Origin of the sequence: Paenibacillus sp. FSL E2-0190, assembly GCF_037992965.1 — a bacterium.
In the GTDB taxonomy this organism is placed as follows: Bacteria; Bacillota; Bacilli; order Paenibacillales; family Paenibacillaceae; genus Paenibacillus_AQ; species Paenibacillus_AQ odorifer.
Window position 1 is genome coordinate 104,797 of sequence record NZ_CP150306.1, and the last position, 14,338, is coordinate 119,134.

At 43.8% G+C, this 14,338-nt stretch carries 16 protein-coding genes and 2 riboswitches; of the genes, 5 read left to right on the plus strand and 11 right to left on the minus strand.

The window, feature by feature from the left end; genetic code table 11:
* Nucleotides 1-83 precede the first annotated feature (83 nt).
* Nucleotides 84-653, minus strand: a complete 570-nt coding sequence (locus NST25_RS00490) for a GNAT family protein (protein WP_076187218.1) — start codon at nt 651-653, stop codon at nt 84-86.
* The gene (gene tadA, locus NST25_RS00495; protein ID WP_256716154.1) at nt 654-1,169 is read right to left on the minus strand and encodes a tRNA adenosine(34) deaminase TadA; all 516 of its coding nucleotides are present in this window, start codon (nt 1,167-1,169) and stop codon (nt 654-656) included. It lies immediately after the preceding gene.
* A gap of 310 nt (nt 1,170-1,479) precedes the next feature.
* Between tadA and NST25_RS00500 the strand changes: the two genes are divergently transcribed.
* Together NST25_RS00500 and rluF are read left to right on the plus strand one after the other, a co-directional pair.
* Nucleotides 1,480-3,807 (plus strand): ATP-binding protein, encoded by a 2,328-nt coding sequence (locus NST25_RS00500; protein WP_340393184.1) that lies wholly within the window; start codon nt 1,480-1,482, stop codon nt 3,805-3,807.
* Nucleotides 3,797-4,498: a 23S rRNA pseudouridine(2604) synthase RluF gene (gene rluF / locus NST25_RS00505; RefSeq protein WP_036679985.1), complete on the plus strand. Its 702-nt coding sequence runs from the start codon at nt 3,797-3,799 to the stop codon at nt 4,496-4,498. The genes NST25_RS00500 and rluF overlap by 11 nt, the downstream gene beginning before the upstream one ends.
* 112 nt (nt 4,499-4,610) lie before the next feature.
* Here the strand turns inward: rluF and motB are convergent, their stop codons facing one another.
* Nucleotides 4,611-5,426: a flagellar motor protein MotB gene (gene motB / locus NST25_RS00510; RefSeq protein WP_076130384.1), complete on the minus strand. Its 816-nt coding sequence runs from the start codon at nt 5,424-5,426 to the stop codon at nt 4,611-4,613.
* A complete protein-coding gene (gene motA / locus NST25_RS00515) occupies nt 5,410-6,210 on the minus strand; it encodes a flagellar motor stator protein MotA (protein WP_036679967.1) in 801 nt (266 codons plus the stop codon). The genes motB and motA overlap by 17 nt, the downstream gene beginning before the upstream one ends.
* A gap of 206 nt (nt 6,211-6,416) precedes the next feature.
* Here motA and NST25_RS00520 point away from each other — a divergent pair, with 206 nt between their 5' ends.
* Both NST25_RS00520 and NST25_RS00525 read left to right on the plus strand, forming a co-directional pair.
* Nucleotides 6,417-6,710, plus strand: a complete 294-nt coding sequence (locus NST25_RS00520) for a hypothetical protein (protein ID WP_036679966.1) — start codon at nt 6,417-6,419, stop codon at nt 6,708-6,710.
* Nucleotides 6,711-6,938: 228 nt separating this feature from the next.
* A complete protein-coding gene (locus NST25_RS00525; RefSeq protein ID WP_076187214.1) occupies nt 6,939-7,226 on the plus strand; it encodes a 4a-hydroxytetrahydrobiopterin dehydratase in 288 nt (95 codons plus the stop codon).
* A gap of 82 nt (nt 7,227-7,308) precedes the next feature.
* Here the strand turns inward: NST25_RS00525 and NST25_RS00530 are convergent, their stop codons facing one another.
* The 6 genes from NST25_RS00530 to NST25_RS00555 form a co-directional block, all read right to left on the minus strand.
* Nucleotides 7,309-7,665: a cytochrome c gene (locus tag NST25_RS00530; protein ID WP_036679962.1), complete on the minus strand. Its 357-nt coding sequence runs from the start codon at nt 7,663-7,665 to the stop codon at nt 7,309-7,311.
* Between the two features lie 127 nt (nt 7,666-7,792).
* The gene (locus tag NST25_RS00535; protein ID WP_076138618.1) at nt 7,793-8,278 is read right to left on the minus strand and encodes a GNAT family N-acetyltransferase; all 486 of its coding nucleotides are present in this window, start codon (nt 8,276-8,278) and stop codon (nt 7,793-7,795) included.
* A gap of 189 nt (nt 8,279-8,467) precedes the next feature.
* Complete coding sequence (locus tag NST25_RS00540; protein WP_232061490.1) at nt 8,468-8,920, minus strand: C40 family peptidase; 453 nt, start codon at nt 8,918-8,920, stop codon at nt 8,468-8,470.
* 44 nt (nt 8,921-8,964) lie between these two features.
* A riboswitch (cyclic di-AMP (ydaO/yuaA leader) is annotated at nt 8,965-9,107 on the minus strand.
* Nucleotides 9,108-9,469: 362 nt separating this feature from the next.
* Nucleotides 9,470-9,898 (minus strand): C40 family peptidase, encoded by a 429-nt coding sequence (locus NST25_RS00545; RefSeq protein ID WP_076130394.1) that lies wholly within the window; start codon nt 9,896-9,898, stop codon nt 9,470-9,472.
* Nucleotides 9,899-9,955: 57 nt separating this feature from the next.
* Nucleotides 9,956-10,094, minus strand: a riboswitch (cyclic di-AMP (ydaO/yuaA leader).
* Between the two features lie 218 nt (nt 10,095-10,312).
* Nucleotides 10,313-11,143 (minus strand): hypothetical protein, encoded by an 831-nt coding sequence (locus tag NST25_RS00550; RefSeq protein WP_076130393.1) that lies wholly within the window; start codon nt 11,141-11,143, stop codon nt 10,313-10,315.
* An 11-nt stretch (nt 11,144-11,154) separates the two neighbouring features.
* The gene (locus NST25_RS00555) at nt 11,155-13,161 is read right to left on the minus strand and encodes a M1 family metallopeptidase (protein ID WP_340393185.1); all 2,007 of its coding nucleotides are present in this window, start codon (nt 13,159-13,161) and stop codon (nt 11,155-11,157) included.
* Nucleotides 13,162-13,264: 103 nt separating this feature from the next.
* On the opposite strand from NST25_RS00555, the gene NST25_RS00560 reads away from it, so the two are divergent.
* Nucleotides 13,265-13,771 carry a YwhD family protein gene (locus tag NST25_RS00560; protein WP_036679953.1) on the plus strand — a complete coding sequence of 169 codons (507 nt, stop codon included), beginning with the start codon at nt 13,265-13,267 and terminating at the stop codon, nt 13,769-13,771.
* 79 nt (nt 13,772-13,850) lie between these two features.
* Here the strand turns inward: NST25_RS00560 and NST25_RS00565 are convergent, their stop codons facing one another.
* Nucleotides 13,851-14,324 (minus strand): AbrB/MazE/SpoVT family DNA-binding domain-containing protein, encoded by a 474-nt coding sequence (locus NST25_RS00565; RefSeq protein ID WP_038568063.1) that lies wholly within the window; start codon nt 14,322-14,324, stop codon nt 13,851-13,853.
* Between the last annotated feature and the right edge of the window lie 14 nt (nt 14,325-14,338).

The following is a 14,338-nucleotide window of genomic DNA, read 5'->3' on the forward strand; positions in this document are numbered from 1 at the left end:
ACCCGCATGAGGCGTATATTATACGCCCATGCGGGTCTTTTTTAGGAAAAAAAGTAGACTGATTCCTGCGACAATGCAGAATCCTATTTCTGTTCCTCTGTCAGCACATCTTCAGTTAAGATTGCGTAGGTTTGGTGATCCTGCCACTGTCCATTTATTTTAAGATACTGACGGGCAACCCCTTCAGGTTTAAACCCACTCTTCTCCAGGACTCTTCGGGAAGCTTCATTATGCAATAAAATAGCTGCCTGAACTCTATGTAGACCTAAGGCTCGGAAAGCATAGCCAAGGACTAATCCGACCGCTGCTGTCATATAACCTTGTCCTTGCATCCGATGATCCATTAAATATCCTAAATCAGCATATTGTGCTACACCTCGTGAGACGTTGGACAATGTGATCTGACCGATTAGCTGTCCATCCAGCAGATAAATGCCGAACATATAAGCTCTGTCCTGTAGGGCGTCCTCAATACGCTGATTGATGATCTGTTGCTGACTCTCCAGGGTAAAGAAGTGCTCATCACGTTTTGGCTCAAACGGTTCGTGGGTTACCCGGTTATTTAAACGAAGCTCTAGCAGGCTCTGTGCATCCTTAAGCTCAAGTGGAGAAATATAGATCCCTTGAGAGGTATGATATAGAGTAAGGGTCATTTAGGAGTCCTCCTTTTGTTTAATTGGCTTTTTACGTAAACGGCGAAAGAAGGAGGTGAGTAGATCTGCACATTCTTCTTGTAAAACATCCTGTATTACCTCAGTTCTATGATTAAATCGCGGCTCTTCAAGCAAGTTCATGAGGGTCCCGGCACATCCAGCTTTAGGGTCAGGCGTTCCATATACCGTGAGAGGCACTCTGGACTGCACTATTGCTCCTGCACACATCGGACAAGGTTCTAGGGTGACGTACAGCTGGCAATCCAGCAGACGCCAAGAATTCATGACATTGCTGGCCTCGCGAATGGCTACCATCTCTGCATGGGCTGTCGAATCCATTGTCGTTTCTCGTAAATTGTATCCACGTCCTATAATTTCACCATGTCGAACAATGACAGCGCCAATAGGAACCTCACCTAATGCCTCAGCTTTACGTGCTTCTGCGATCGCCTGCCTCATCCAATATTCATGAACCGCTTGTATATCTTCTGGCGATTCATTGGCTTTAATATTCAAGATCATCTTCCCTTCTTCTGTAACCATTGTACAACGAACAAATATTCGTTCTTAACAAAATGTGTATAACTCTGTGGATAACAGCCTACTTATACACATTTTTGTACACATCGGACTTTAATAATTTGTTTATATGTGCATAAGATGTGGATGGTTTCTTATATATTGTAGAGAAACACCTTTTGAATTTCAATATTTCGTGAATTAATAGGCTTGTTTTAAATGTCCTTTTCAAATGAGGGGGCAAAAGGTATGATGTTTATTATAGGCTCCGCAAGGATTTACCAGTGGATAAGAGGTGAATAACAGTTTGTCCATAAAGACAAAACTATCTGCTATTATTTTTGGAGCGGTACTGCTAATTTTAGCATTAAACCTGACATTTAACCTTTATGCCGCTCAGAATAATCTAAGAAATGAAAACGCAAATAATATGCAGATCACCGCTATGCAAATGGCTGTTTCTGTAGAACAAAGTAACTATAGCTCTAACTATGTAGAATATCAAATTGCGCATAACTTAAGAATGGCTGCCATCTTTGCCTCTAAGGAATTGGGTCCGGATTATAAGAATATAACCAATGCTCAACTTAAGGCCCTAACTTCCAAGTTGGGCGTGTCTAATATTTCAATTCTGGTAAAGACTGATAATGATATCGTGGTGACAAAGGCATCAAATCCTATTGATATTGGAATGTCCACTCAAGGTTGGGGGTACTGGTACCTTGCCCTTTTGGAGTTATTTGATAATCAGGAAGTCACTGTGGGGCAAGGTCAGGCATTGGATCATTTTTGGTCAGGCCCATTTGAATATTCAACCTACAATCCCGATTTCATTGAGAAGTGGGGTTATTATCATGATGAAGCAAGCAACTACATCATTAATCCTGTTATTCTCAATACTGCGGCTAGTGAATATGTCAAAATCACCAATCCCGATCAAATTGTAGAGCGAACCAAAGAAGTTAATCCTGGGATTTTAGAGCTTACAGGATTTAATCCAACAACATTTGGTTTAGCGAGTATGGCGGGCGATGGAAGCGATGCATTTAAAAAGAAACTTGGCAACCGCCCAATTAAGTTCGGTACCTATACTTATGGTAATGTGGAGCAAGATAAAGCGGCCATTCTATTAGCTCAGCAGAAGCAGAAGCCAGTTACACTGGAGACGAGAGTACATGGAAAAAGAGTACTCAAAAGCTTCATTCCTATCCAGACTGCTAAAATGGAACCTTATGTAATCGGTGTAGTTTTGGATTACTCTGTGATTTCATCCGTAGTTCATGAACAATTAACTAATTATTTGACTACGTCTCTGTTGTTGCTGGCATTATTTTTGCTATGTAGTTACATACTTTCGGGTTTTGTTACCCGTCCAATTCAGGCTATACTTGCCAAAGTCAATGATGTAGCGCGAGGTAAGTTCGAACCTCCATTAAGCGTAACCTCTCGTGATGAGCTAGGTCAATTAGCCTTGCGGATTAACGCTATGACTTCTCATCTTATGCAACGCACCAATCGTCTTAAGCAGACGCTGGAAGAGAACCGGGCGGTTAAGGAGCATTTGGAATCCGTAATTAACGGTACGTCGGATGCGATTCATACGTTGGATATGGAGGGACGAATCACTAGCACTAACAGAGCCTTTGAGGAGCTGTACGGATGGAGTGCAACAGAAGTGATAGGCAATATGCCATATCTTGTACCTGCGACAGCGCTTAAGCAAGAGGAAGAGCGGCTTGACGCGTTAAGAAATGGTGCAGTTCTGCCGCCGATCGAGACAGTGAGACTTAAACGGGACGGATCATTAGTTGAAGTTAGCGTTAGTACCTCGATAATTCGAGATGAAGAGGGTTATCCCCATTCCTTTATTCACGTTTCTCGTGATATGACGGAACGCAATCGAATGGAGGAGCTGCTTAGACGCTCTGAGAAACTAACTACAGTCGGCCAATTGGCCGCAGGAGTAGCTCATGAGATTCGTAACCCTCTTACCACGTTAAAAGGATTTCTACAGCTTCAACAGGAGAAGGAGCTCTTGGTTCCGCTTCATGTAGAGCTGATGTTATCCGAGCTGGAGCGGATTAATCTTATCGTCAGTGAATTTTTAATCCTGGCTAAGCCGCAAGCCGTTCATTTTCAGGAGAAAGATCTTCGCTACATATTAGGTGATGTAGTTTCTCTATTGGATAGTCAGGCTCATCTACATGATATTCAATTTAGTACGAAATTCTCTGAACAACCTGCTACTGTACATTGTGAAGAGAACCAGCTGAAGCAGGTATTTATTAATATTGTTAAAAATGCAATTGAGGCTATGCCTGAGGGTGGCGTCATTTCAATGGAACTGTGGAACTCTGTGGATTGCGTCTTTATTGTAATCAAAGATCAGGGTGAAGGGATTCCAGAGGACGTGCTGCCTAAGCTGGGTGAACCGTTCTTCACGAATAAGGAATCGGGGACTGGTCTTGGGTTAATGATTAGCCAGCGTATTATTCAGGCTCATAAGGGTCATTTGGAAATACAAAGTGAAGTTGGCCGGGGGACAACCGTTATGATTAAGCTGCCTGCAGCTGGAGGGGTTACACCTTGGCTTAACATTAAGGATGAACGGAGTGAAGAACAACGTGAGAATTAATAAATTCATCAGTGAGACAGGATACTGTTCACGCCGAGAAGCAGACAAGCTTGTGGATGCCGGCAGAGTTACGATCAACGGAGAGCCTGCTGTGCTGGGCAGTCAGGCTGTTCCGGGCGATGATGTGCGAATAGATGGTATAGCGCTTGAAACCTCGAGCCAGACGGTCTACATTGCTCTAAACAAGCCGGTTGGGATTACATCAACCACAGAACAGCATATCAAGGGGAATATTGTCGATTTTGTAGGTCATCATGAGCGTATATTCCCGATTGGTCGTCTCGATAAGGATTCGGAAGGATTAATCTTGCTTACTAATGATGGTGATATCGTTAATAAAATTTTGCGGGCGGAAGGCCGGCATGAAAAAGAATATGTGGTTACCGTGGACAGACCCATTACGCCTTCATTTATTACTGGCATGTCGAGCGGTGTGAAAATATTAGGTGAGAAGACGCTGCCCTGTGAGGTCACGCGTATTACGGAGCGTGTCTTCCGTATTATTTTGACAGAGGGCAAAAATCGCCAGATTCGTCGTATGTGCAGCGCTTTTGGCTATGAGGTTCGAAAGCTGCAACGCATTCGGATTATGAATATTCGCCTGGGGGCATTGCAAACGGGAGAATGGCGGGAGCTGTCTGCTGATGAGAAGAAAGAGCTTGGAGCTACGCTGAACTACGAGTTACTGTAGGAATGTTATTACAATGTTACAGGTCCATATAGAATGTAGTACTCGCAACAAAAAAGAGCTGTCCGGGGTCTAAGACCTTTGGACAGCTCTTTTTATTACCTTACGACATCACTTATTCAGCAGAGGGAACAATCCCTGTAAACTCTTTGGATTCCTGATATTTGCGAATAATGGAAACCTCTACCCGGCGATTCTTGCTTCGACCGGTAGCTGTGTCATTATCCGAAATAGGATGATACTCGCCGTATCCAATCGCACTAAATTTGCGCGGATTTAGATTCGTGTTCTGCAGCAAAATCTTCATAAACTGAAGTGCCCGATCCGCACTCAGATCCCAGTTGGATGAATAGTTGCTATTAGAAATTGGAATATCGTCGGTGTGCCCTTGCACTACTACATCATAATCCGGGAATTGCTGCAGCATCGTTGAGATGGATTTAGCTAATTGCCGCGAATCATCCTTAACAATGGCTTGGCCAGAGGCGAACAATGCGTTATCACTGATCGTAATCATTAGCTGAGATTGATTAAGCTTCGTACTGAGCAGATCAGTTAGACCGTTGCTCTTAATATATTGATCGAATTGTTTCTTAAGCTTCTCTAAATCCTCTTGTTCCTTTTGTCGTAGCTTTGCCATTTCTGCTTCTTCAGCTTTCTTGGAGGTAGAGCTACCCATCTTATCATTTTTCCCCAGATCTTCTTGAGTTTTACTAGGCATTGCTGCCCGCTCTTCAAGAATACCTGTACCGCCATTAAGTGCGGAACTGAAGGCTTGACTCATCTCTTCAAATTTCTTGGCATCCGTTGCGCTCATAGAATACATAACGATGAACAGAGCCACCAGAAGAGTCATGAGGTCGGAATAAGGTAACAGCCACGATTCATCGGCATGTTCTTCATGCTCTTCGTGTCTAGTCTTTTTGCTCACCTGATCCACCGTCCTTCTCATTTAACTTAACGCGTTGCGAAGGTGTTAGGAATACAGCAAGCTTCTGATTGATGGCAATAGTAGATACACCGGACTGTATGGACAAAAGACCTTCGACCATCATCATTCGAACTTCGATTTCTTGTTTGGAGAGACGTTTCAGTTTATTAGCAATAGGATGCCATAATACGTAACCTGTAAAGATACCAAGCAAAGTGGCGATGAAGGCAGCCCCGATTGCCGCAGCCAATTTGTTCATATCACTCATATCAGCCAGAGCGGCGATGAGGCCGATAACCGCCCCGAGCACCCCAAGGGTAGGAGCATACATACCTGCCTGTGAGAAAATGAGCGCTCCTGCTTTATGTCTATCCTCTGTGGCGTGGATATCCTCCATGAGGACATCGCGGACAAAATCCTGATCATTTCCATCAATGATCATCCGCATGCCATTCCTGAGGAAGTTATCTTCTATTTCATCGACCTTTGATTCTAGAGCCAACAGACCTTCACGCCGTGTGATAGAAGCCCATTCCATAAACATAGTGATTAATTCGGGTTTACTGATTAATTTCTTTTTGATAAAGATCATTTTGAACAGACTTGGAATCTTTTTGACCTCGTTGAAAGGAAAGGCCATGAAAATAGACGCTGCCGTACCCACCAAGATAATAACGTAAGCAGCAGGTGTGGCCAAAGCATGAAGTGGAGCGTGCTTGAGGATCATGCCCCAGATTACAGCAACCAAACCAAAGATTAAACCAATTATTGTTGAAATTTCCATTTTGCACCTCGTCCGTGAGATTTAAGATGTGTTCCGACAATGCCGCGTATATCATCCTTGAAACAGCGGCAGGGCACTCTGTGCGAAACCGAATTAACGTATATTCTTATTTATCGACATCATTCGGTTTTTTGTGAAGTCATTTTTTCGGCTATAATGGATAAGGTAAGTAATTATTCATCTGTGAAGAAAACGGAGTGATATACGTGGGTGTAAAGCATGGTAGAGATTACGGTGAAATTCTAACAGATTTGACCGAAGCCGTCGGACGAATTTCCGATGGATATTTATTTTTTGAGATGGATCCGGACGAGTGGCAGGAACTACCCCAAGAATCAAAGCTGGAGGTATGGGAAGCATTGGCTGAGGATCTTTTCTTCGCGCTGGGTAATGAACCTATGATTGAGGTGGGGAGCGGCGTAATTATTTACGATAAGGACACGCACCGCATTAATATTTTAGTTGGCGAAGAGGATTTGGCTTCAGTGGTTTTGATTTAGGCGGAGGAGAAGTCTGTACGTAATTTGCCCGTAGTCAGTAGCCCGTGTTAAAATTGATAAAGCCGAGTTATAATCGCTGGGATTTGTGAATACATTAAATCGAAAATATCGCCTTTATCCTGGCACATCCCTTGGACCTCAGAAGCTAAGGGATGTTTTGTTTAAAGCCTAAGACAAGTAAAGGGAACTGCGCACTTTACTGCAATTTTTTGTAAGGGAGGAAACGAATTGTTATTTACGGAAGAGGAACTGCGTGAGGAGATCACCAAGCTAGAGGGCTGGAAGCTGGAAGATAACGTTATGGTACGAAAATATATGTTCAGCCAATATATGAAGGGCATTGCGTTTGTTGATGAAGTAGCCACGATTTCAGAAGCCTTCGATCATCATCCACATATTACGATTGATTATAAAACAGTTACACTGCGACTGGAATCTAATGAAGAAGATGGGATTACGGCTCTAGATCTTCGAGAGGCGCATCAATTTAATGAAGCCTTTGAAAAAAATCACTAGTTTAGCCGAAATCATAAAATAAACGCCCGTGCAGAGATAGTCACCTATCTCATACACGGGCGTTTTTAGTTGCTTGGGTGGGTTACTTTTTCTCTGAGAGCCAGAGTGCGACGTTGGCGATCTCTTCAGGCGCTAGTTTCTCCTTAAAGGAAGGCATTTGGCCACGTCCTTTAGTGACGATGCTATAGATTTCCTCAGCGTCATGCTGGCCACCTTCATTCTGAAGACTTGGTCCAACTCCACCTTGAAGCTGATCGCCGTGACAGGTGATACAGCTGGCTTTCACGGTTGCTTCTGCCTTTGCCGCGTCCAGTTGAACTACCGGCATCGTGGGCTTGTTTTCTTCAGCTACCTCTTCTTTACCCGGAAGTGTAAACATGAGTACTACCGCAAAGGCACAGGCGGCAAAAAACAAACCGCTCATGATCCATTTCTGCATCCCAATTCGTCCCTTCTATGTAAGCTGCTCCCTACATTATAGCTTATGGTGAAGCGTTATCATAGGGTTTGTGACAAAAAAATGAACGAGAATACAATCATTCTTATGAAATATATGGTATTTAATATCATTTGTCATAGACCATGCAATAAAAAGGTTTGTCTCCTGTAGGTGTGCGGCGTTCATACGTATCTGTAATCGTAAATCCACATTTTTGATAAGTTCGGATGGCGCGTTGGTTCCAGGTCAGGACTTCCAGATCTATCTCACGATCAGGATAACGATTCAAGGCTGTCTGGACGATTGCATCTACGAATAGTTTGCCTAAACCATGGCCGCATAGATCGGGGCGCATCCCAACTCCTAAACGAACGACTCCTTCCATCGGGAACAACTGTGCGAATCCGCACAAAACCTCTTGTTCATTTAATATGGAGATATATTGTTCCTCCCGGAGCTGCGGATCACCAAACTCGATGCCAAGAGCCTGCATCTGCTCCCACGGCATCCAGCCATAAATATTATATGGAGGCGTATAGCTCCACTTACAAATAGCTTCTCCGTGAATTGCCTCCATAGGAACTACATGAAAAGTTACCGAGGGATTTATCATAAAGTCAACGATCTCCTTTCACGAGGACATTGCTATATTACTAATTATATACAAAATGGGGGAGGTTCGACTCAGAAACTTTATATGAGAGGAATGTTTTACAAATTATGAGAGGGGTAAATAAGTAATAAGACAAAAAAACAAGCTCTCCTCCAAGAGTTACCTTGGAAAAGAGCCTATGTACGTTACTTATTGAACATCATCATTGTCTTCCGATTCAGCAGCAACCGATTGGTAAGCGTCTGTGCTCATAATGCGCTTAGCACCAACGTAGCGTTTCACGTAGTAGCTATCACTCAGAGAGCTAATCGTAACACCGCGTGAGGTAGAAGCGTGTGCGAACTTACCTTCACCGACATAAATGCCGACATGGGAGACACCTTTGCCACTTGTATTGAAGAATACAAGATCTCCGGCTCTTATATCATCACGGGAGATTGCTGTGCCCATTTGATATTGGGAACCTGATTGGTGTGGAAGGTTAATGCCAATCTTATCAAACACATACATTGTAAATCCGGAGCAATCAAATCCGTTAGTGGATATACCGCCGGATACGTATTTAGTACCGATGGCCTTGTCAATCACTTTATCCATTTTGGAATCTGCGAAAGCGCTTCCTGCTCCGATGGTGAGGATGATGGAAAAGCTTAGTACTGCTGCTGCTAACTTCTTCTTCAAAAGTGTATACCCCTTCCAAATGCCTACGAGGTTAGCTTAAGGGTTCGGTTGAAGGTCCCCTATGACCCCTCTATATAATGGAGGTCAATTCACCCAAAGTTGGTTCCCCCGTTTTCCTAATAGTTAGGAAACTCGGCTCATACTGTTGATTAGGATTAGCTTGTAATCAATACATGACAAAACCTTTGTAAATAACAACTTAATGATTACAAAAATGTTACTAAAATCTCACTGCGCTAATTGTAACAAACAGAAAGCCGCTTGGCAATCGTTTTTAACATATTAATGCAGAAAAATTGGCATTTTTACGGTAGAAAGGCATATGTAAGCGTTAATAATGACCTAATTTTTAATATAATTGCAATTTTTATCAAATAAACGTGTTTCAATTGGGCTCTATTAGTGTAAAAATATATTATGGAAAAAAGAAAAACCCGAATTTGATTACGGGAATAATCAGATTCAGGTTCATATAGTTGTAATTATGAGGTTATAGTTGTGAGGAAGGTTTCAATCGAAGGCTACAGCTTGATAAGCTGAAGTACTCATTACTCTTTTAGCGCCAACATAACGATTGGCCCAGTAGGCCTGACTGAGTGAAGTGATGGTCACTCCACGCGAAGAGGACGATTGTGCGAATTTTCCGTTTCCAACATAAATGCCGACATGGGATACTCCATTGCCAAGTGTGTTAAAGAACACTAGATCACCAGAACGCAGATTGCTTTTGGATACAGCAGTTCCAACGCTATATTGAGCTTTTGATGTACGAGGTAAAGTAAGACCCACATTCTTGAATACATATTTTGTAAATCCAGAGCAATCAAATCCGGCAGTGCTTGTACCTCCGGTTTTATAGGCAACTCCAATAGTCTTTGAGATTACAGTGTCCATCTTAGAGTCGGCAAAGGCGCTTCCTCCACCAATAGATAATGCCATTACAAGTCCTAGCGCCGCAGCGACGCATTTTTTTCTTAAATTATGTCTTTTCAAAAGATGTACTCCTTCCAAGGCCTGCGAGGTTAGCTTAAGGGTTCGGTAGAAGATTCCCTATGATCCCTGTAAAGCGAGATCAATTCACCCAAAATATGGTTCCCCCACTTCCCGGTGCAAAGGAATTAGGCGTGTTAAGCACCAAGAGAATGACGTTTCGACAGTTACACTTACGATAAATACATTTAGTTATGTAGGAATCGTTTCAATTGATTACAAAATTGTTACTAATAGCACAGGACTTATTGTAACAGAGCTTTTACGATTTTGCAAATACTCTTAAGTTATCCGTAATGAGAAAAAGTCCCAGCTCCTGAATACAGGAATTGGGACCTTTTTATTATGTCAAATAAGGTTAATTTATTGTGGAAATGCTTTGCTACACCATAGATGATATTGTGCAGAGATTCCCCACATTTTTAAGAGCGTAGAAGGTAGTGGTGAGATTTGCCGTATTATAAGTGCCGGCAGGCCGGGACAGAACAGACCCGTCAGTCCGCACACTAGCAGTAAGAGCAAGCCTCCCGCACCAAGTACAATGGAAACACCTATAGCAGGAATCAGTGACCGCAAGCAGATGAACAGTGAGGAGAACATTCCTGTACCGCCGGTGTAACCAAACTGCATATATAGAAGAAACAGGCGCACGATAAAAATATATATAAGCCATGCCAATACGTATGGTACTAAATGAAGTAACAAAGTGTAGTTAAACAAAGAGGATAAGAACAGCCCGTACATTTTTGGAGCAAGCCAGTAAAGCGGCAGCAGGGTCAGCACCCATTCGATTAGGCTAAAGACTAAGACAGGTAGTCCATAGATCTTCATGCCAGGGAAAAAGAACAGCCCGCGCTCGCCCTTTCGCTCCTGGTGCAGCTCATGCAGCAATCCTGCCCTTATGAAAGGAGAAAGCAGAAGTCGCAAGACAACAAGTCCTAGAAGCATCCATAACCAAGTGCGTATCGCAGGGTCAGTATTCAAGCTGAACTGTCCCTCGATATAATACAACAGTCTGCCCATACCGCTGCCGCCGGCGTCTTTATCTGGATAGCGCAGTAGAATTGGAATAATAGCAGATCGGATGAAACCATACATAAAGTAGCCCCAGAGCAGTCGGTAGATGAAGAGCAGAATTAAAATATAAAATTGCTCCTTCATGCTTTGCCAGCCGCGGGTTATCGATGTTCTCACAATCATTCACCTCACCAGACAAGAGTTCCGAGCACGGTTTCAAGTAGTTTAGTTACACTTAACGTCCAGCGAGAGAGCGTCTTGGGCTCTATTTCCGCCAGCCTAAAGTTGTTTAAATGTTTGCTCTCCAATAAGATGGAATGCTCAGGGTCAATCTCAGCAGAGAGAAGAGGCTTATCGCTTAACAATTGAAACGTAGTCTCTGCTCCATCACCGTTCCAGACCCGCTGCACCGAAGAGCTGTCGGCGAATGTGAATTTCACGGGAACATCAACGTAATGGCTCCCTTTGTTTGAAATCTTCACTAATGATTCGTAGCTTTGAGCATCGCCGCTGTTATTTTTTTTAAAAGTAATCGTATCTACTGAGAAGTCAGGCGCACCATCACCATAAATATAGTCATCGAAATAGGCCTGCCATGATTTTTTGGTTACCTTCTCAACGACTTTCTGAAAATCTGACGTAGCGGGATGCTGGAAACGGAACTTACGAGCGTAGGAGGACATGATGCTGTTCATTGCTTTGGTACCTACCTGGCGTTCGATATCTTTAAGTACAAGCTTGCCGCGGATATAAACATTTCGGCTATAGGAATCCGCCCCTGCATATTTCCACGTTTCCAGATTTAACGGCTCAGGTATAGTTACCAGGCTGGCCTGTAAAGGCAAATTAGACTTGATACCGTATTCTTGTTCCATAAGTCTGTCTTCGGCATAGGAAGTAAAGCTTTCATCCAGCCAGGCCTCCTCGAATTCATTGCTGGCTACCATACCGTAGAAGTATTGATGGCCGATCTCATGAATGACGGTTCTTTCAAGTGAGGTATCTGGAGAAGAATCCGCGGCCCCAAAGGCTGTAATAAGGGTAGGATATTCCATTCCTCCCGCGCCGTTTCCCTCCTTAGGTGGGACGATAATAGACAGCGTAGAGTAGGGATAAGGGCCATACCATTTGCTGAAGTAGGTCAGGGCAGCCTTGGCAGCTTGAAGGTAACGCTCTTGTAAGTCTTTGTGCAGTGGGTCGAGATACACCTTAATTCGTACTCCAGGCACTTCCGGCGTAGAGAAAGCTTCCTCTGCTACTGTAAAATCAGGGGATGCAGCCCAAGCGAAGTCGTGGACATCATCGGCGTAGAACTGATATATTTTTTGATCTTGTTTGAGCTTGGCATTTTTTACAGGAAATCCGGTCGCAGCCACCGTATAGTTGGAAGGAACGGCAATCGTTACATTAAAGATGCCAAAATCACTGTAAAACTCAGAGGTCCCGTGATACTGATGCAGGTCCCAGCCTTCTTCTTTAACTCCGCGTGTGCCCTTAGGCTCGTATACACTAAGCTTAGGGAACCATTGCCCAGCCATAACGAAGTTACCTGAAGCACCCATGCGAGCAAAGATTTTGGGCAGCTGGACTTCATACTGAAGCTTAAGTGTTACACTTTCCCCACCATTAACAGGCTGAGGGAGATGTACCTTTAGAAGCGTCTTATCGTTGATATTGCCGTCATCAGGTTGAACATATTGCACTCTTTGCATTAGCGAAGTTCCCTCTGTCGTGCGCAGATCGGTCAGCGTCATATTTCCGAAGCCGTTCTCAGGCATGCTGTCGCCTCTGAGCGTCCCCCCGGATTCCTTCATAAAGGTGGTATCTGATGAGGCAAATGCATTTGGATACATGTGAAAATATAAATCACTTACTGGCTTTACTCCGGGGTGTGTCCAGGTTACTGTCTCAGAAGCTTTTAAGGTTTCTGTGTCAGGAACAAGCTGGACATCAATGTGATACTCGACTACCCGCTGGCTTAAAGCCTCCTCTGCCGGGACGGGTGCGCTCTCAGGCAATACCTGCTGTGGTACGGCTGCAGGCGCTGTGCCGCTGGAGGACTTGGCCTCTTTTGAAGCAAAGCTAGTAACAGAAGCTGTTGAGCTATCCCCTGAAAAGGCCCATATTCCTCCTCCCAGCAGCGCGAGGATGGCCAGGGTCGCAAAGATGATGTACTTTAATGACAGTGACTTCATAGTGTGATTCCTCCCGTGACAAGCATCTACGGGATGTATATGTTTGCAATCGCCGCATTATTAGCTAAAATTAAATTATTCGTAAGAGGAAGGGTGTGCACTCGTGGACAACATACAACCGGAGGGCAAGAAACAGATTGCCTTAAATATTGTGAACGCTAAAAGTAAACATAAAGGCTTTGGAGCAGGCTCTATAGATCTCAACAACGTTTCACCTGTCATTATTGATGGTGATGTGGCGGTTATTGATATCGGTGCCATGCATGCCAAGAGCAAGGTGGAAAAAGGAATTAAATTTTCCATGAATCGTGAAGATGTACCGAATGGAAGACAGGTTTGGGTGGTATGGGTAGCGGTAGACCGTACATTGGAAGCTCAATTTTATGGTGGAATCACAGCCTGTGAAATGTGGATTGATACAGAAGCGCGCCGCGGATGGAAAATTCTTGCCGAGCATGTCAATAAGCTGGATGCAGCTCTTAAACGCAAGATCGATGTGGCAGGGCTTGGAGCCATTGAGAAGTCGGCGCTCAAATCCCTTCTGATCTCTCATAATGAAGCATGGTGGAATGCATCCTCAGATGAGCTTAAAGCTGCACTGACTGAATAGTATAGGAGCCTCCAGAAGGGTTATCCGATATAGAAAAAGCTTCGACCTCCGGAAATAGGAGCGTCGAAGCTTTTTTAATTTATGATTTGCTTGTGCTGCTAAGCTTGCGTTTGAGCTGACTCACTCTGGCTTGGCTAATCCCGAGGATTTCTGCAAGTTCTTTTTGGTTGGCATAGGGATGATCTTCAATAGCTTGTTCCAGACGTTGGCACATTTCCTCTGTCTTCGACTTTCGGATGCTGGTGTTGTGCTCAGGTGCCTCAACAACAAAATCCTCACGTGACTCTGGCAATTGAGACATGCGTTCAGGATCGACAATTTCTTTTAGACAGCTGCTACAAATAAACTGCTCTTTATAGTAGGTGACATGGTCGTGGCTTCTGCAAAATGTACACTCTGTCGAGGTGTACTTCCTAAGGACGATGATTTTTTCGTCTAAAACAAAAAATTCGATAGGATCACCAATGTCGATATTACGCGTCATACGGATTTCTGCGGGAACCACAATTCTCCCAAGACTGTCTAAACTCCGGATCATGCCTGTATCCTTCATCCCATGTCCCTCAT

Excerpts from the sequence above, each read along its gene's own strand:
- NST25_RS00565 (WP_038568063.1), bottom strand. The coding sequence starts at position 14,324 with ATGAAGGATACAGGCATGATCCGGAGTTTAGACAGTCTTGGGAGAATT.
- NST25_RS00545 (WP_076130394.1), bottom strand. The coding sequence starts at position 9,898 with ATGGCATTATCTATTGGTGGAGGAAGCGCCTTTGCCGACTCTAAGATG.
- NST25_RS00535 (WP_076138618.1), bottom strand. The coding sequence starts at position 8,278 with ATGATAAATCCCTCGGTAACTTTTCATGTAGTTCCTATGGAGGCAATT.
- motA (WP_036679967.1), bottom strand. The coding sequence starts at position 6,210 with ATGGAAATTTCAACAATAATTGGTTTAATCTTTGGTTTGGTTGCTGTA.
- NST25_RS00530 (WP_036679962.1), bottom strand. The coding sequence starts at position 7,665 with ATGCAGAAATGGATCATGAGCGGTTTGTTTTTTGCCGCCTGTGCCTTT.
- NST25_RS00490 (WP_076187218.1), bottom strand. The coding sequence starts at position 653 with ATGACCCTTACTCTATATCATACCTCTCAAGGGATCTATATTTCTCCA.
- NST25_RS00555 (WP_340393185.1), bottom strand. The coding sequence starts at position 13,161 with ATGAAGTCACTGTCATTAAAGTACATCATCTTTGCGACCCTGGCCATC.